The following is a 17,529-nucleotide window of genomic DNA, read 5'->3' as shown; positions in this document are numbered from 1 at the left end:
TGCATGAAACGAATCGGCGTGACCGGGCACCGATCCATTCCGGAGTCGGTGCTCGGCCATGTGGAGGACGCCCTGCGGGCCGTACTGGGCGGCCACGAAGGACCGCTGGAGGCCCTCTCCAGCCTCGCCGAAGGGGCGGACCAGCTGTTCGCCGCCATAGCGCTCGAATGCGGCGCCGACCTCACCGTGGTCATCCCCAGCGGGGACTACGAGGACGGCTTCGAGGACGCAGGGGCGCTCGCCCGCTACCGGGGGCTCAGGCTCCGGGCCACCCAGGAGGTCCGGATGGACTTCGCCCGCTCCACGGACGAGGCCTACTACGCCGCCGGCACCTACATCGCCGACTCCTGCGACCGCCTCGTCGCCGTCTGGGACGGCCGGCCCGCCCGCGGGCACGGCGGCACCGCCGAGATCGTCGCCTACGCGCGGGCGCTCGGCAAGCCGGTCACCGTCATCTGGCGCGAGGGCGTGACCCGGGACTGAGCCACGCCCCCCACGGCGCATCGTCGGGAACGACGCTCAACTGCTGTGCCGGGCCAGCCAGTCCGTGTGCTGCGGCGACACGTACCGCTCCGTCTCGTACACCGACGAGGGCCACTGGGACTCGGTGATGGTCGTCTGCATCACGACCATCATCGCCGCCAGATCCTGCTCGATCAGGGTGTGCGCCTCGATCAGCGGATGGTGGCGGCGCACCTCGTTCCAGGCGATGCCGGCCGCCGCCGCCGCGCTCAGCAGCGCGGTCAGCCTCGGCCCCGGACCCGACCCGAACGACCCCAGCAGCGCGAACAGCAGGGCCAGGCACGTCAGCAGCACGATCGTCCACGACCACAGGTTTGTCGCCCGCCTGGACACCTCCGTCCGCCGCCGGTACCAGTTGCGCTGCTCGATCAGCCGGTCCCGGACGTACGTCTCGCGCCGCGCCTGGTAGTCCATCCCGCGCAGCCGCTGCATCGCCCCGGTGATCTCCCCGCCCTCCGGCACCGACCCGGGGCCCCGCGGATCCTCCCAGCCCATCTTCCGCAGCTCGGCCAGACCCGCCTCCAGCCGGGTGCGGTACGTCGCCTCGGGCGCGGCGACCTCACTGCCGAACGGCGCCCCGTGCACCGCGTACCGCCAGGCCAGGGATTTGATGAACTCCGCCGCACTGCGGTTGAGCTGCCACTGCGGGCGGGCCCGGCGCCGGGTCGCCCGCATGCCCACGCCCAGCACCCCCACGTACGAGACCACGCTCAGGAGCCCGAACAGGTACATCGAGCCAAGCTTCGGCCCGGCGGGCAGAGCGGCGGCCGCCGCGGCCGCGACCAGCAGCAGCAACTGGGTGCGGGTGGCCTGGGTGGACTCCCGCTGCCGGGAGACCGCGGCCTGGTCGGTGTGGTGGAAGAGGGCCGGCAGGTCCTCGTTTCGAAAGGTCATGCTGTCGGTCACAGCGCCCCCCTGCTGTCGGGTGGCGGGCGGCGGGAGCCCCGCGATGACGCAGCCCCCGCCGCCCTCCGTCGGATCAGACCGCGAGAGGCTCCAGGTCGCGATGGACCCGCCGCTCGTCGCGCGCGTACCGCGCCAGACTGTGCTCCTCGCCGAGCAGCCGGGTCAGCTCGGACACCGCCTCCGACCGCAGCCGGGCCGCCTCCTCCTTGCGCCCCATCGAGTCCAGGCTGATCGCCATGTTGGAGCTGCTCGCCAGGGTCTCCGGATGGTGCGCCCCCAGCGCCTCGCGCAGCCGCATCACCGCGAGCCGCTCCAGCTCCAGGGCACCCTCGGGATCGCCCAGATCGGCCCGGGTGTTGGCCAGGTTGAGGTGGGCGAAGACCGTGTGCGGGTGGTTGTCGCCGAGCACGTCCCGCATGCCCCGTATCGTCTGGAGCAGCATCGTCTCCGCCGTCTCCGCCGCGCCCGTGCCCCAGTGGAAGACCGCCAGGTTGTTCACGGCCGCCAGGGTGTACGGGTGCCGCTCGCCCGGCACCTTCATGTACTCGTTCACCACCTCCTGCGCCAGGTCCCGCGCCCCGCCCGGGTCCCCGGTCGCGAACAGGTCCGAGGCCAGGTTCAGCTCGCAGGACAGCAGGTCCGGATTGACGGAGGTGTACTTGGCCCGGTAGCGCGCCCGGGTGGCCGTCGTCAGCCGGAGCGCGTCCTCCAGCTGGCCCGCCCGGCGCAGCGACACCGCCAGGTTCTTCGCGGCCGACAGGGTGCCGGGGAACGCCCGTCCCAGCGTCCGCTTGTAGGTGTCGTACGTCCGGCTGAGCAGCTGCACCGAGTCCTCGTACCGGCCCACCTCGCGCAGGTCGCGCGCCAGGTTCTGCGCGGAGGACAGGGTGTACGGGTGCTCCGGCCCGAGCACCTCCGTGCGCAGGTCGTGGACCTCCTGGTCGATCTCGCGGGCCCTGGTGTACTGGCCGACGAGCCGCAGGTTCAGCGCCAGGTTGTTGGCGGCGGCCAGCGTGCGCGGGTGCGCCTCGTGGAAGATCTGGCTGAAGCCCTCGTGCGCGTCGGTCGCCAGCTCCATCGCCTGCCCGTAATGGCCCAGCGCGCCCAGCGTGTTGGCCAGACCGCTCATGGTCATGTACGTGTGCGGGTGCGAGGGACCGAGCACCGCCTTCTGCCGCTCCAGCGTGACCTCGTCCAGCTCCTTCGCCTCCACGAACCGGCCCTGCGAACGCAGGATGTTCGACAGGTGGAAACGCAGGTACAGGTACTGCAGGTCGTCGTTGCCCAGCATCTCCTTCCAGGCCTCGCGCAGCTCCTCGCCGAGCGCGTACGCCGCCTTGAAGTCACCGCGCTTCCACAGGTAGCGCACGCGGTCGATCAGCAGCCGGCGAGTCTCCGGCTCCTTGCAGAACCGGGCCTCGGACGGGGTCAGGTGGGACCAGATCGTGTTGAACCGCGGCCAGGTCTCCGGATTGTCGATCGGCTCGTCGTCGTCCGGCCGTGCACCGGCCAGGATCCGGTGCACGGCGTGCCGGGCCTGGCGCTGGTCCTCCTCCGGCATCTGCGACCGGATCACGGCCTGCACCAGCCGGTGCACCTGGATGCTGTTGCTGACCTGGTCGACCTTGGCCAGCGCGAACCGGCCGATCTCGCGGATCACCCGGCCGAGGACCAGCTTCTCCTGCAGCGACGCGTCGTACGGCTTGAGGGCGTCGATCATCTCCTTGCTGTAGAGCAGGTTCGCGGAGATCGGCTCGGGCGCGAGGAAGGCGCAGAGCTGCAGCAGCCGGACGGCCGCCGGGGACCGGGACTGCAGCCGCTCGATCGAGATGTTCCAGGTGGCGGCCACCGGCTCCGGATACCCGGGCGGCTGGTTCAGACCCAGGACGCTCGCGGCCTGCTCGGCCAGCTGCTCGATGTACGCGGCCACCGGGGTCGCGGTCTCCGCGATCCAGGCGCCCGCCTGCTCGACGGCCAGCGGCAGGTCGCCCACCGCGATCGCCACCTGCTCGGCGTCGTCCTTGCTGAGCCCGGGGGCCCGGCGCTGGAGGTGCTCGATGGACTCCTCGCGCAGGAACACGTCCACCGGCAGCGCGTCACCGTACTGCGACCAGGACTGGTTGCGGGAGGTCACCAGGACGTGGCCCGGCCCGCCCGGCGGGAAGAACCGCTTGAGCGTCTCGGGATCGTCCGCGTTGTCGAAGACCAGCAGCCAGCGGGAGGAGGGAACCCCGCGCCGCAGCAGGTCGATCGCCTCCTGGGAAGCGGCCGCCATGTCCTCGCCGGTCTGCGCGCCCAGCCGCACCGCCAGCTCCGCGAGGGCCGCGACCACGTCGTCGGTCTGCTCCGAGGAGATCCACCACACCAGGTCGTAGTCGGCCATGAACCGGTGCACGTACTCCAGCGCCACCTGGGTCTTGCCGACACCACCGAGCCCGAACAGGGTCTGCGGCTGCGGAAGCACCACGGCCATGCCGCCGCCGAGCTGGTCGCGCATCCGCTCCAGCACGATGCTGCGCCCGGTGAACCCGGGATTGCGGGGCGGCGCGTTCCAGATCTTCGGCACCGTCCCCGGGAAGCGGGGGCCGGGCTGCGAGGCACTGCCCCCGCCGTCGGGCAGGGCCATCGGCCGCTCCACCGCACGCAGCAGGGCGGTGGTGGCGTGCACCTCGTCGAGCCGGAAGAGGTCCACCGGGTTGCGGTCGATGTACGGGGTCGACAGCCGCACGTCGCCCACCCTCAGCGGCACCAGCTGGCGCCGGCCCCCGGTCGGGTCCTCGGCGGCCGCCCGCTCCCACACGTCCACGGCCCGGGCGGACTTGAGGTAGGCCGTGGACAGCAGCACCACGGTCCGGGCGGCGGTGTCGATGCTGATGCCCGCGCCCCCGAGGGTGTCCCCGGCGGACGGTCCCGGTGCCCGCTCGGCCGAGACGTCCTTCGGCACGACCCGGAACCCGGCCCGGGTGAGCACCGACTCGATCCAGTCGGCCCACATCCGGTTCTCGGCGACGTAGGACAGGAACAGGTCGGCGGGCAGCGCCGGGCGGCGCCGGGTGAAGGCGTCCCGGATGCGCAGCCGGACCTCCTCGCCGATGGCCGGCATGGCCGTGATGTGTCCCTCGGTGACCACGGCGGTGAGCCGTTCGAAGGCGGAGAGCAGGGAGTTGGTGAGCCCCGCCTCGTCGCCGAAGGTGGCCAGGGTCTCCTCGTAGGCGTAGTAGGGGCGGTACGGGATCTCCACCGCGCCCCAGTAGGAGGTGAGCTCGTCCCCGACCAGGCCGTTCGGGAAGCGGTCGAACTTGATCCGGGCCAGTGCCCGGCCGGCGTCGGCCTTCTCCTTCTCGCCCTCGTCGATGCGCATCGGGACCGGGTAGATCTTGATGCCGCGGTCGTTGAACCGCTCGTCGATCTGGCGGGCCACGGACGCGGCGCCGTCGATGGACTGGTCGGACAGGGTGAAGCAGTCGACGAGGACGTCCGGGAGGTGGACGGTGCAGATGTCCGCGATGTCGGACAGGCCGGTGCGGCTGTCGATCAGGACGTAGTCGTAGTTGCGCTTCATGTCGGCGCGTAAGGCGTCGAAGAAGAGGCCGCCACCGAGCCGGTCGTAGAAGTTGTCCCAGTCGAAGGTGGACACGGTCGCCGAGTACTCGCGGTTCTGCCGGCCCGCCGAGACGAAGTCCAGGGTGCCGCCGTCCGGGAACTCCCAGCCGTGGGTCTCCGGGGTGAGCGAGACGGCGTGCGGCTGTATCCGCGCGTAGTCCTTGTGCCAGTCGTCGGGTCGCTGCACCGGGCTGGTCGCCGCCCAGGCGTACTCACTGATCAGGTCGATGACCCCGGTGGTGGCCCCGAGCGTGGAGGGGTCCAGGAAGGGGTGGAAGAAGCGGTGCAGGCCGGGGGCCTCCAGGTCCCAGTCCACGGCGAGGACCCGCTTGCCGTTGGCGGCCAGGATCCAGGCGGTGTTGGCCAGTGCCATGGTGCGGCCCGTGCCGCCCTTGTACGAGTAGAAGGTGACGATGCGTCCGTCACGGCTGTCGCTGTCGCTGTCACTGCTCGCTGTCATCCGCGTCCCCCCGGTCGGTGTCGTTGTCGTCGTTGTCGTGGAGGCCGGCGCCCGCCGGCCCTGCCCGGTGCCGGTCGGAGGCGGGCGGGAAGGGGGCACGGAGGGGGGGCGGCCCGGGCGGACCGTTCATCCCCATCGGACCCAGCAGCCGCGGCCGGTCGATGGAGGTGTCCCCCTTCGGTGGATACGGCTGGGCGTGTCTGAGGAACTGCTGGGCGGCGGCCTCGACCACCTGCGGCAGGATCTGGCCGAGGGTCTCCACGTTGGCCACGCCGTTGGCGGCGGCCCGGCAGGCGGCCCGGCCCTGGCTCATCGTCCGGGGCATGGTGTTCTCCAGCCGGTCGGCCAGCTCGCTCTCCTTCGTCCGGCTCTGGTGGTCGTACCGGTTCCAGGGCACGACCACGTTGATCCACGGCCGCGGGTCCCGGTCGAAGGCGGCCAGACGCCGGCGCCGCTCCTCGTCCTCCACCGCCCAGCGGTCGACGATCAGGATCTCCGGCCGGGTCGGCAGCTGCTTGCCGTCGAGGTGTCCGGCGTCGTCGTCGAAGGAGGACATGGTGGTCTGGTAGTTGAGGTTCTTGACCAGGTCCTCGGCGACGTACGCGATGGGCCGCTGGGCGACCGGATGGTACGGGTTCCACTCCAGCGCGGTGTCCCCGTAGTACTCGGGGGTGCGGCCCTCGGGCAGTTCGTGCCGCGAGGCGGCGGCCACGGTCACGTGCAGGGTGCGGGAGGAGCTGCCGCTGGGGCCGAAGGCACTCGGTACGTTCCGGTAGTCCAGCGGGCGGATGGGGTCCAGGTGGGCGGTCTCGGCGACCTGGACGATGCGCCGGGCGAGCTCGTACACCGCCTGCTCGTACTGCTCGGCGTAACCGCGCAGCTTGATGAGCCCGTACAGGCCGTCGGTGACGTAACGCTCCCCGAAGGTGTTGTGGTTGAACTGCAACCGCTCGGCCGGGCCGGGCAGTTGCTCCGGGGGCACCGGTACCCATAACGCGGGCACGATGGCCTCGGCCTGTTTGTTGCTGACCGCGCCGTGCTGGACGGCGCGCTGCGCGAAGGCGAACCACTCCTTCCCGCACATCTCGCTGGCGAAGTACCGGGGCGAGAAGAGGGGAACGAAGACACGGCAGTTGGCGAGTGCCCGGGCGAGCCGTTCGGACCAGCCCTCGCCGCTGCGTATCTCCCGGTCCATGAACCCGACGTCGTACCCGGCGCGCAGATCCGTCAGCGCCATGACGTGCCCGCAGAGATCGCGGAAGAGGCGCTCGACCCACATGTCGGGGTCGGGTCCCCCGGCCCCGAACCTCGGCGTATGTGCGTAACTGAGAAAAAAGTACGGCTCCCCTGATGCGGGCACACGACCCCCGTCCCGAAGATGCGAAGCGAAGAAACATCATTCCGGAGCTGCTTCGCCACATCCCCTCATCGTTCAGTCAATCAGCGTCTGTTTTCGGTCATCCACTCAAGGGCGTGATCGACGGCCTCCGGGAGGGAGAAGAGCATGGTCGACGCGCCTCCCACCCGCCCCGTGCGCACCCGGGAATCCGGGAACGCGTCACCGATCTCCGCGAAATCGCTGTCGTCCAGCGCAACGTCCTCGTACGCGGTCCACGCCCCCTCCTGCCGGTGCCTTTGCAGCCCCGGAAGGTTCACCTTCACCACACACTCGTACATGCGCAAGGGGGGCTTCGGAATTCGATACTCCGCGAGATGGAAAGCGGTGCAGACTGAAAACCCCACATTGATCATGAGTACCTGCCCGCCCTCCCAGCACAGTTTTCCCAGGGGTGACTCTTCCCCCAGGTGGCTTTCGAGCCGGTGACCGGCGCAGAGCTCCTGCGCGTCCGCCCCGAGGGCCGCGAAAGAGGTCTGCGGATGGGCGCTGCGCGCAGCCCCCGGCGCGGTGCGGACGGCCTCGGCCAGGGAGCCCATGCCCTGGCTCGGTGTGCACGCCGGATCGAAGGCGGGCATCCGCTCGCGGAAGGCCCGCACCCCGGCCTCGTCCAGACCGGCGATCCGCCCCAGATGGGCGCTGGAGGTCTTGGAGTTCTCCGGGGTGAACGCGGGCACCACCAGGGTCCCGCGCGGCCCGAGGACGCCCGTCAGGGCGTCGCGCAGCACCTCCGCGCGCAACCCGGTCCCCCCGAGGGCGGCGTGCACCATCAGCCGCATGCCGGGGCGGACCCCGAGCAGCCGCAGCTGCACGGCCAGCCGGAGCCTGCCGACGGCGGGGGAGGCACCGGTCACACGTCGACCGTCTTCAGTTCGTAGCGGAGCTCCGCGACCAGACGCTTCCCGGTGACGGTCAGCTCGGCCGCCTCCGACAGGCGGTCCAGAGCCTGGTGGATACGGTCCGCGCCGCCCGGCTCGGGCGCCGCCGTGGCCCGCCGGTAGGCCTCCACCGCCACCCGCTCGTGCACGTCGGCCAGCAGCCGGGACACCGGGACCGGCCGCTCCCGCCACGGCGAGCGGTGCTCCCACTCACCGTCCAGCGCGTACAGGTCGGCCACCTCGGTCAGCGCCCGCAGCCGGGTCCGCCGCCGCCCGGTCAGCAGCGCGAGCGCGGTCTCCCGCACCCCTGCCGCGTACGGCACCCCGAGCGCCCCCGGCCCGTGCCGGCCCGCCTCGCCCCAGCCGCCGGCCCGCGGGCCGCCCGCCAGCGGGGTCAGCGTGGTCAGCCCGGTGGCCGCCGCCCGGGCGAACTCCGGCAGCGCCCTGTGCAGCATCGCCCACGCCCGGTCCAGCCTGCCCCGCCACTCCTCGGCCTCCCCGGCGCCGAGGCGGAGCCTGGGCGGGCGGGCGAAGCAGTTGCGGTACGGGTCGAGGTCCTCCAGGGCCACCGGGGCCGCGTCCGGTCCGGGCGACCAGGTGCGTACGGGCTGCCAGCGGGCGTCCCCCGCCGCGGGCCCGAAGCGGTGCTCGGCGCGGCCGTCCCGTACGGCGTACCCCGCGTCGGTGACGCGCAGCGCGGCCCGGCCCTCCGTGCCGGGCTCCCCGAGCCGCAGCAGCCCCAGCGTCGGCAGGTACACCTCGCCGTCCCGGTAGGCCACCTCGGCCGGCAGGTCCAGCCCGCCGCGCAGCACGGCCGCGGCGGCCAGCGCGGTCAGCCTGCGCGCCGCCTCCGGGGCGTCCTGCCTGCCGTCGCGGGCGGCGTCCAGGGCCGCCAGCACCCAGGTCCGGGTGAAGGGGTGGTCCAGTACGGCGTCCAGCGCCTCCGCGCCCGCCTCCCCGGCCCGCTCCACGGCGGCCAGCAGCTCCCAGGCCTGCGCCCAGCCGGGATCGGCGGCGAGGTCCGCGTGCAGCCGGGCCAGCAGGATCCGGGTCAGCTCCTCCTGGGACCGGGCGAGTTCGGCCGGGTCGGTCAGCTGCGGCGCGGTCTCCCGCGGGGCCGTGCGGCCCTCGACCCCGTCCACCAGCTCGCGCAGGTCGGTGCAGTAGACGGAGGGGTTGTCGAAGCCGTTCTGCTCGCGGTAGCGGTGGGTGTAGAGCCCGCCCCCGCACGAACGTACGACGGGGCACCGGCGGCACGAGTCGCTGACGCCCGCGAGGCCCAGCTGCCGGGCGCGGACCCCGGGATGGGCCGCGACCTGGTCAAACGCGTGGTCGAAGACATTGAACCCGGTGGCGGCGGCCCCTTCGAAGGCACTCTTGAGCGAGTCGACCTGCTCCAGGGTCCCGTCGGTCTCGACGACGACGAGGTCGGTGGGCGCGAGGCCGAGCGACTCGGTGAGGCTGGGGCCGCCGCGCAGGGTGGACAGGAGGGACTCGAAGAGCCGTACGGGTACCGGGCGTCCGAGCCGGTCCCAGTGGTCGAAGATCCGCAGGAGCCAGCGCGCGTACGCGTCGGGCGCACCGTCGGGGCGGTCCGGGGGCGTCTCCCAGGTGGCGTGCGGGAGGAGGAAGTCGACCCGCGGGGGCTCCAGTTCGACCAGGGCGTCGAGCACGGCGACGGGGTCGTTGGCCACGTCCACGGTGCAGAGCAGACCCTGGTAGAGGTGACGGTACGGCTCCGAACGGAGCAGTGCGACGGCGGCCAGGACCAGGGGGTGGCTGCTGCGCCCGTCGGCGAAGCGGCGGTGGCGGTCGTTGGCGGCGCGGTCCCCGTCGAGGGAGATTCCGACCCGGACGCCGAACTCGGCGAAGAGGTCGAGGTAACGGGTGCCGAGCTGAAGTCCGTTGGTGTGGATCCGCAGGTCGAGGGCGGAGATCCCGTCGAGCGCCCGGGTGAACTCCTCGCACACGAGACGGAGCCGGGAGGAGCCCGCCAACAGGGGTTCCCCTCCATGGAGAATCACCGTGACGGAGGGGAGTGCATGGTCACGGGCATGTTCGGCGAGCCTCGACGCGGTATGCGCAATAACCTCGGGGGAGATCACTTTCGGCCGGGCTCGCCAGCTCTGATCTGCATGTTCGTAGACATAGCAATGATCACAAGCAAGATCGCATCTGCTGTGAACTTTCAGGACGATCTCGCGAAATGCGATCAGGCCGGTCATTCCACCAGTCTAGAGCGCTTGCTTCGGCGTCAGAGCGCGGAGTTGAAGATCGGTGCCTGAACCGGACGAGCAGATTCGGCCGGCAGCACACGACCGAGCGTCGTCGCCGCGGACGCGGTGTGGACGTCGATCTTGGTGAGCGGGACCCGGTGGGCCTTGACCGAGCTGGTCGCGGGGGTTGCTGAAGTGTTCACGGCACCGTCCTTGGGGAAGCCATGTGGAATGGGCATGTGAATGACAACAGCGGCGCGCTGCTGTCAAGCGTGGACTTTACTCGGCCACACCCCATTGGCAACCGAGACATGACGCCTGGTCAAGCGTTCTATGCAAAGCGTGGCGGATTTCTCAAGGTGGCGGATTCGGCCGTTTGCCGGACGGAAAGATCCTTTTCATCGATCGGGTCCCGGTGGTGCTCCGGCGGCCGGCCCGCCCGGCCCGGACCTGGCCCGGACCCGGGCCGCCCGGACCGCGCTGACCTCGGACGATGCGAGGGAGTGTCCTGTCGGCCGGGAGGCGGGCCCGGCCGGCTGGGAGCCGCCCGCCGCCGGGCGGAGGGGCAACGGCCCCTACGCGGGCTGCTGTTCGCTCCGTTCGGGTGCGGGGAGGTCGCGCAGCAGCCAGTTCAGTACGTCGGGCAGCGCGCGCAGGGCTGCGAAGTGCGCGGCGGCGGGAACGATGTTGGTGGTGGCCCCGGGGATGCGGCGGGCCAGCCACCGGGAATGGCCCACGGGGGAGAACACGTCGAGCTCGCCGTGCCAGATCAGCACCGGACAGCGGATGTCCGCCGGGTCGAAGCCCCACGGGCGGCTGAAGGCGAGGACGTCGTCGATCCATCCGTACGCCGAATGGCGAAGCCCCTCGCGGTAGTTCCGCAGGAGCATCGACCGCAGACCGGCGTCCGAGACGATCATGCGGTCGTTGTCGGTCAGTTCCCGGCGCAGTTCGTCCAGCAGCCGTCCGGGGTCCTTGCGGATGCCGTCGGCGCGCGGGATCAGCCGGGCCGCCAGCTCCTCGGGGTCGGTGGTGGCGGTGGTGTACTCCCGGACGTTCGAGGCGGCCATCCCGGCGAACCAGTCCAGGTCCTCCGCGTCCCGGGGGGCCAGGCCGACCATCGCCGCGGTCCGGGTGACCCGGTCGGGGAGGAGGGCGGCACAGGCCAGTGCTCCGGCGGCGCCGCCGGAGCGGCCGGCCACCGCGAAGGTGTCCAGGCCGAGGGCGTCGGCGACGGCGGCCACGTCCTGGGCCACGTCGGCGACGGTGCGGCCCGGGTGGCGGTCGGAGCCGCCGTAGCCGGGTCTGTCATAGGCGATGAGCTGCATACGGCGCTGGTAGAGGACCATGCCCCGGGGGGCCGGGCCGAGGCGGCTGCCGGGCATGCCGTGCAGCAGAAAAACGGGCCTGCCGTCGGGATCGCCCCAGCGCTCCACGGTCAGAGCGCGCCCGTCCGCTGTGCGCACCTGATTGCGCACGCGCTCCCTCCTTCACGATCGATGCGGGTCGTCACCGCGATTGTGCTCGCTGGGGGAGGGGCGCGGTAGGGCGCACTTCGAGCGAATTTCTTGTGAATGCCTTCACGAATATGAGAAGGGCTTTGATCCTTCCGCATATGCCCTGGTCAAGGGGGCGCATGGGGGGCGTGAACGGGCGTGAACTGCCCTCCGTCGCCGCGAAAGGGCTTTTTCGGCACGGCGGCTTCCGCTTTTGGGTCCAGAATTGAGGCGCATCGGGCGGGGCATTTCGAAATGAAGGAGTTCCCGCCCGGGCGGGCCCCGGTCTCAGGCGCGGGGGACGAGCAGGGCCGCCGCGGAGCGGGCCTGCTCCAGGGCCCGGGCGCGGTCCGCGCCGCGCTGACCCAGGACGACCCGGGTGCTCAGGCCGTCCAGCAGGGCGAGCAGCTCCGAGGCCCGCGCGGGCACGTCCATGGGTGCGAAGCGGCCCTGGTCCACGCCCTTGGCCAGGAGGGCCTCCAGGTCCTGCTGCCAGCTGTCGTCGATCTCCTCCTGGGCGGCCTTGAGCGGCTGGTTGGAGGCGGTACGGGCCCACAGCTCGATCCACAGCGTCCAGCGCGGGTCGCGCGGCCCCCCGGGGAGGTAGAGCTCCAGGAACTGGTCCAGCTTGCGCGCCGCCGTCACCCTGCGGCCCAGCAGGGCCCGGCGCTCCCCGGTGAGCTGCTCCTCGCTCCAGCGCAGGGCCTCCAGCAGGAGCCGGTCCTTGCTGCCGAAGTAGTACAGGATGTGGCCGCCGCTGGTGCCGAGGCGCTCGGCCAGCGCGGACATGGTGAGTGCGGCCAGTCCGTCCTCGGCGATGGCCGCCATGGCCTCTTCCAGCATCCGCTCCTGGGCGATCCGCCCGTCGCGCCGCCGTGCTGCTCCCGCCACCGCTCCCGCCCTCCGGATCTTCCTGGGCCGACCTTATCCCGGACAGGGTCTTGACGGGGTCGAGGTCCAGCCTTCATCTTGAATGCCATTCAAGAAGTTAGAACGCCATTCAAGATCGTTCAAGGTCAGGGGTCCGCCATGGGGCAGCAGGAGACAGTCGACGTCGACGAGGTGTTCCGCGTCGAGACACACGGGATCGACCCCATTCCCGACGCCGAACGCCACGGCAGTGCCAAGGACCTCTTCTGGCTCTGGTTCGGCTCCAACCTCACCTTCACCTACGTGATCAACGGCGCCCTCGCCGTCGCCTTCGGGCTCTCCTTCTGGCAGGCCACCGCCGTGGTCGTGATCGGCGGACTGTCCTTCTTCGCCATCAGCGCCGCCGGACTCAGCGGCATCCGCACCGGCACCGCCACCCTGGTCATCTCCCGCGCCGCCTTCGGCGTGCGCGGCAACTTCCCGGCCGGCGTCCTCAACTGGGTGGTGAGCATCGGCTACACCATCGTCAACACCGTGGTGGGCACCCTCGCACTGGAAGTCTTCTTCGCCGAGATCGGCTGGCAGAGCGGCACCGCCGGCCGCGCCGCCGCCCTCCTCGTCACCCTCGCCCTGACCTTCGCCGTCGCCATGTGGGGCCACGCCACCGTGCAGTTCGCCGAGCGCTGGATGGCCTACGTCCTCGCCGCCGGCTTCGGCGTCCTGCTCCTCTTCGTCCTGCCCGGCACCGACACCGCCGCCCCGGCCGCCGCCCCCGGACTCTCCGGCTGGAGCCTCGCCTTCGTCGTCATGCTCGCCGGACCGTTCTCGTACCTGCCGATGCCCGCCGACTACACCCGCTACCTGCCCCGGACCACCTCGCTGAAGTCCATCACCTGGATGGGCGCCCTCGGCGGCTTCGTCTCCTCCGTGGCCCTCGGCGTCGCAGGCGTCGCCGCCGCCACCCAGACCGACATGACCGACGCGGTCGCCGGGGCCGAGAGCCTGCTGCCCGGCTGGTTCCAGCCGCTCTTCCTGGCCCTCGTACTCGGCGGCTCGGTCACCAACTCGATCATCACGCTCTACTCCTCCAGCCTGAACCTCCAGGTCCTCGGCATCCCGTGGAGCCGCGCCCGGGCCATCGTCATCAGCGCCGCCGTCACCGCCCTCGGCTCGCTCGCCGCACTCTTCCTCACCGACTTCACCACCTCCCTGCTCTCCTTCCTCTCCCTGCTGATCATCGTGTTCGCGCCCTGGGGAGGGGTCTTTCTCGCCGACATGCTGCTGCGCCGCTGCCACTACGACGCCGACGCACTGCACGCCGGGAGCGCGGGCGCCTACTGGTACCGCTCCGGCTACCACGGTGCCGGCATCACCGCCCTGCTCACCGGAATGACCTTCGCCGCCCTGACCTGCGACTCCGAGCTGTGGACCGGGCCCCTGGTCGCCCCGCTCGGCGGCGCCGACCTCACCCTGCTCGGCTCGGTCGTCTCCGGACTCACCTACTGGGCCCTCACCCGCCGCCGGGTCGCGGCGTACGCCCCGGCCGCCTGAACGACACCGCCACACGCAACGGAGCACCCTCACATGGCACGCCACCCCTTCCCCGCCGACCTGCTGCTCACCGGAGCCCGGATCCACACCGTCGACCCCGACCTGCCCGAGGCCGAGGCCCTCGCCGTCCACGACGGACTGATCGTCTGGGTCGGCCCGGACAGCGGGGCCGAAGCCTGGGCCGGCCCGGACACCGAACGGATCGACGCGGGCGGCAAGCTGGTCCTGCCCGGCTTCATCGACGCCCACAACCACGTCCGGCTCGGCTCCGACGCCGACTGTGTCCAGCTCGCCGGGGTGCGCACCCTGGAGGGCATCCACGAGCGGATCCGTACCTGGCGGGAGGCCAACCCGGACGCCGGATGGATCGAGGCCGAGGCCTTCGACTACTCCGCCGTCCCCGGCGGGCGGATGCCGTGCGCCGCCGACCTCGACCCCGTCACCGGCGACACCCCGGCGATCGTGCTCTCGTACGACGTGCACACGGCCTGGCTGAACACGGCGGCCATGCGCCGGCTCGGGGTCACCCGGGACCGCACCGACCTCCCCTTCGGCACGGCCGCGGTGGACCCCGAGACCGGCGAACCCACCGGATTCGTCAAGGACTTCGCCATCAAGGGACTCTCCCGCGACGGCCACCGGGCCCTGCGCGAACTGGGCGTGCCGTGGGCCTCGCCGGACCGGCAGTACGGGCGGCTCGCCAAGAGCCTCGACGACGCCATCGGCTTCGGCATCACCACGGTCGTCGAGCCGCAGAACTCCCTCGACGACCTCGAACTCTTCGAACGGGCCCGGTCGGAAGGGCGGTTGCGCTCACGGGTCGTCGCGGCGCTATTCCACCCGCGCGGCACCGGCGACGCCGACCTGGACGAATTCGCCGACGCGGCCCGGCGGTTCGCCGGGGACCGGCTGCGGGTCGGCCCGCTCAAGCTGTACATCGACGACGTGGTGGAACCGCGTACGGCCGCACTGCTGGAGCCGTACACCGGATGCGGCGCGCACCGGGGCGAGACCTTCTACCCCGCGGAGGAGTTCGCGCAGCTGCTGGCGAAGCTGGACGCACGGGGCTTCCAGTGCTTCGTCCACGCGACCGGCGACCGCGGCATCCGGACCGTCCTGGACGCGGTGGAGCACGCCCGGACCCTGAACGGCCCGCGCGACGCCCGCCACCAGGTGGTCCACGTGGAGTGCCTCGACCCGGCGGACGTCCCGCGCTTCGCGGAGCTCGGCGTGATCGCGTGCATGCAGCCGAGGCACTGCGCGCCGGAGATCGCGGGCCCCGGCCAGGACTGGGCGCAGAACGTGGGCGAGGGCCGCTGGCACAAGGCATGGCCGATGCGGAGCCTGCACGAGGCCGGCGCGGTGCTGGCGTTCTCCAGCGACTGGAACGTGGCGGAGATGGACCCGATGGTCGGCATCTACACGGCCGTGACGCGCCGCCCGCTGTCCGGCGACGGCCCGGCCTGGCAGCCGGCCGAGACGGTGGACGTGGAGACGGCCGTGCACGGCTACACGATGGGCTCGGCCCACGCCAATTTCCTGGACCGGGAGCGCGGCTCCCTCACGGTCGGCAAGGCCGCGGACTTCGTGATCCTGTCCCGGGACATCCTCACCGTCGCGGCGGACGAGATCCCGGGCACGGTCGCCGAGACGGTCGTGGTGGCGGGCGAGGTGGTCCACCAGGTGGCCTGATCCCCTGCCCTCTCCCCGCTGAACACCCTTTAGTGTGAGGCCACTTGGGGCAGTCGCCCGGGGAGAGGTGGGGGAGATGGACGTACTCGTCGAACTGGTGGCCCTGGCGCTCGTCGCGCTGACGGCAGGCACCCTGATGCGCAGGTCGGTCGCCCGCCGGGCGGAGGCCCGGACGGCGGCCGCCGCGGGCGGCGCCGCCGTCGCCGTCCCCTGCCAGGCGCGCTGGCGGCAGGGGGTCCGGCGGCGGTTCTTCGGCTACGGCAAGCTGCGGACCGGCGCGGACGGTACGGGTGCGGTCTTCGCGGCCCCCCTGCGCCGGGCGGTCGCACTGCCCGTGGGCGGCCGGGCGGTCGTCCGCCGGAGTTGGCGGCCGGGGCTGCAGGTGCTGGAGTACCGGACTCCGGACGGGCGGCGGATCGACTTCCAGGTCTGCGACGCCGAAGCGGCCCGCACGGCCCGCCTGCTGGGCGTCCCGGACCCGGCGGACCTCGCCTAGCGCTTGGGCCAGTACCAGAGCGGCTCGTCCAGAGGACCCTCGCGGCCCGCGACCTCCGTCCGGCCGAACTCCTTGACCAGAGTGATGGTCTGCAGGTCCACCCGGTGCCGGCGGCTCCCGGCCGCCAGGGCGTCGGCCAGCGGGGCCGCGTGGGTGACCACCACCGTCTGGGTGTCCCGGCTCACCGTGAGGATCAGGTCGGCGAGCGGTGCCAGCAGATCCGGGTGCAGGCTGGTCTCCGGCTCGTTGAGGACCATCAGGGCGGGCGGCCGCGGGGTCAGCAGGGCCGCCGTCCACAGCAGGTAGCGCAGGGTGCCGTCGGAGAGTTCGGCCGCGCCCAGCGGACGCAGCAGGCCGTGCTGGTGGAGCTCCAGCTCGAAGTGGCCGTCGCGGTCGGTGACGGAGACCCGGCTGCCGGGGAAGGCGGCGGAGACCGCCTCGTCCAGCGCGGCGTGGTCCCCGGTCTCGCGGATCGTCTGCAGCGCGGCGGGCAGATCGGAGCCGTCGGCGGCGAGCACCGGCGTACGGGTGCCGATCCGCGGGGTCCGGGCGGGCGCCCCGGCGTCGGTGCGGACGTGGTCGTAGAACCGCCAGGACCGGATCAGCTCGCGCAGGGCGAGGAGGTCCGGGGCCAGCTGGGGGTCGGCGAGCTCGCTGAGCATGGAGTCGTACGGGCGCAGGGCGTTCTGCGTACGGTGCCAGCCGCCGTCCGCGGTACGGGTCCGTACGGCCGGCCCCGCGCGGTCGGACAGCAGGGCCGCCGGGCGCAGCACCGGCCCGGACCAGGTGCACTCGCGCTTGATCTCCGGGTCCAGGGCGAAGAGGGAGCCGGCCACCGGCACGGGATGACCGAAGTCCACCGCGTAGCCGAACTCGTCGCCCGCGAAGCCCAGGCGCAGGCTGACCGGCTCGCTGCGGACCGTCCCCTGGAGGGGCTGCTGCCCCTCGCGCACCGCCCGCCCCAGCTTCTCCGGTCCGGCCCACAGGGTGGAGGGCAGCCCGCCCTCGCGAGCCAGGGCCGCGACGGCCCCGCCCCGGGCGGAGTCGGCGAGCAGGCGCAGCGAGCGGTAGAGGCTGGACTTGCCGGTCCCGTTCGCCCCGGTCACGACGGTGAGCCTGCTGAGGGGGACGATCAGCTTGCGCAGGGAGCGGTAGTTCTCGACGGCGAGGGTGGTGATCACGCCCCGATCATGCCGTGTCCCCTGCGGGGTGCTCGGCAGTGAGGGGTGCTTGGCGGTGCCTCTGCTGCGCGGGGCTGCCCCTGCCCGGGTGGGCGCCTCAATCGCCGGCGGGGCCCCGTCCCCTGCGGGGTGCGGATCCCCTGCGGGGTGCTTGGCGGTGTGCGGGTGTGGGTCGGTGCCCCGCACGAGGGTCTCCTCGGCTCGCGCCTGCGGCCGTGGTTGTGCCGTTCGGCCTGGGTTGCGCGCTCGTCCTGCGGGGACC

General features: G+C 72.2%; 13 protein-coding genes. 4 read left to right on the top strand and 9 right to left on the bottom strand.

Annotation, left to right across the window (positions count from 1 at the left end; genetic code table 11):
- Positions 1–3 precede the first annotated feature (3 nt).
- A complete protein-coding gene (locus ACWGE1_RS26265) occupies positions 4–483 on the top strand; it encodes a hypothetical protein (protein ID WP_453422939.1) in 480 nt (159 codons plus the stop codon).
- A gap of 36 nt (positions 484–519) precedes the next feature.
- Here ACWGE1_RS26265 and ACWGE1_RS26260 read toward each other — a convergent pair whose 3' ends face one another.
- The 8 genes from ACWGE1_RS26260 to ACWGE1_RS26225 form a co-directional block, all read right to left on the bottom strand.
- Positions 520–1,416, bottom strand: coding sequence for a DUF4231 domain-containing protein (locus ACWGE1_RS26260; protein WP_453422938.1), 897 nt, complete (start codon positions 1,414–1,416; stop codon positions 520–522).
- Between the two features lie 85 nt (positions 1,417–1,501).
- Positions 1,502–5,491 carry an FxSxx-COOH system tetratricopeptide repeat protein gene (gene fxsT / locus ACWGE1_RS26255; protein ID WP_453422937.1) on the bottom strand — a complete coding sequence of 1,330 codons (3,990 nt, stop codon included), beginning with the start codon at positions 5,489–5,491 and terminating at the stop codon, positions 1,502–1,504.
- The gene (locus ACWGE1_RS26250; RefSeq protein WP_453422936.1) at positions 5,475–6,851 is read right to left on the bottom strand and encodes a TIR-like protein FxsC; all 1,377 of its coding nucleotides are present in this window, start codon (positions 6,849–6,851) and stop codon (positions 5,475–5,477) included. The genes fxsT and ACWGE1_RS26250 overlap by 17 nt, the downstream gene beginning before the upstream one ends.
- A gap of 80 nt (positions 6,852–6,931) precedes the next feature.
- A complete protein-coding gene (locus ACWGE1_RS26245) occupies positions 6,932–7,666 on the bottom strand; it encodes an aminoglycoside N(3)-acetyltransferase (RefSeq protein ID WP_453422946.1) in 735 nt (244 codons plus the stop codon).
- Positions 7,667–7,737: 71 nt separating this feature from the next.
- On the bottom strand, positions 7,738–9,990 hold the full coding sequence (gene fxsBH, locus ACWGE1_RS26240) for a radical SAM/SPASM protein FxsBH, inactivated beta-hydroxylase extension form (RefSeq protein ID WP_453422935.1): 2,253 nt from the start codon (positions 9,988–9,990) through the stop codon (positions 7,738–7,740).
- 29 nt (positions 9,991–10,019) lie between these two features.
- A complete protein-coding gene (gene fxsA / locus ACWGE1_RS26235) occupies positions 10,020–10,184 on the bottom strand; it encodes an FxSxx-COOH cyclophane-containing RiPP peptide (protein WP_453422934.1) in 165 nt (54 codons plus the stop codon).
- A gap of 372 nt (positions 10,185–10,556) precedes the next feature.
- Positions 10,557–11,459 carry an alpha/beta fold hydrolase gene (locus ACWGE1_RS26230; RefSeq protein WP_453422933.1) on the bottom strand — a complete coding sequence of 301 codons (903 nt, stop codon included), beginning with the start codon at positions 11,457–11,459 and terminating at the stop codon, positions 10,557–10,559.
- 306 nt (positions 11,460–11,765) lie between these two features.
- Complete coding sequence (locus tag ACWGE1_RS26225; RefSeq protein ID WP_453422932.1) at positions 11,766–12,368, bottom strand: TetR/AcrR family transcriptional regulator; 603 nt, start codon at positions 12,366–12,368, stop codon at positions 11,766–11,768.
- Between the two features lie 138 nt (positions 12,369–12,506).
- Between ACWGE1_RS26225 and ACWGE1_RS26220 the strand changes: the two genes are divergently transcribed.
- From ACWGE1_RS26220 to ACWGE1_RS26210, 3 genes are all read left to right on the top strand, one after another.
- Positions 12,507–13,898 carry a purine-cytosine permease family protein gene (locus ACWGE1_RS26220; RefSeq protein ID WP_453422931.1) on the top strand — a complete coding sequence of 464 codons (1,392 nt, stop codon included), beginning with the start codon at positions 12,507–12,509 and terminating at the stop codon, positions 13,896–13,898.
- 33 nt (positions 13,899–13,931) lie between these two features.
- Entirely contained in the window at positions 13,932–15,590 is a 1,659-nt protein-coding gene (locus tag ACWGE1_RS26215; RefSeq protein WP_453422930.1) for an amidohydrolase, read from the top strand.
- 76 nt (positions 15,591–15,666) lie between these two features.
- Complete coding sequence (locus tag ACWGE1_RS26210) at positions 15,667–16,086, top strand: hypothetical protein (RefSeq protein WP_453422929.1); 420 nt, start codon at positions 15,667–15,669, stop codon at positions 16,084–16,086.
- Here the strand turns inward: ACWGE1_RS26210 and ACWGE1_RS26205 are convergent.
- The gene (locus ACWGE1_RS26205; protein ID WP_453422928.1) at positions 16,083–17,267 is read right to left on the bottom strand and encodes an AAA family ATPase; all 1,185 of its coding nucleotides are present in this window, start codon (positions 17,265–17,267) and stop codon (positions 16,083–16,085) included. The genes ACWGE1_RS26210 and ACWGE1_RS26205 overlap by 4 nt on opposite strands.
- Positions 17,268–17,529 lie beyond the last annotated feature (262 nt).

The organism is Streptomyces sp. NPDC054932 (assembly GCF_053610205.1).
The sequence above is the reverse complement of the archived record's forward strand: the minus strand, read 5'-3'. Positions and strand labels throughout refer to the sequence as shown.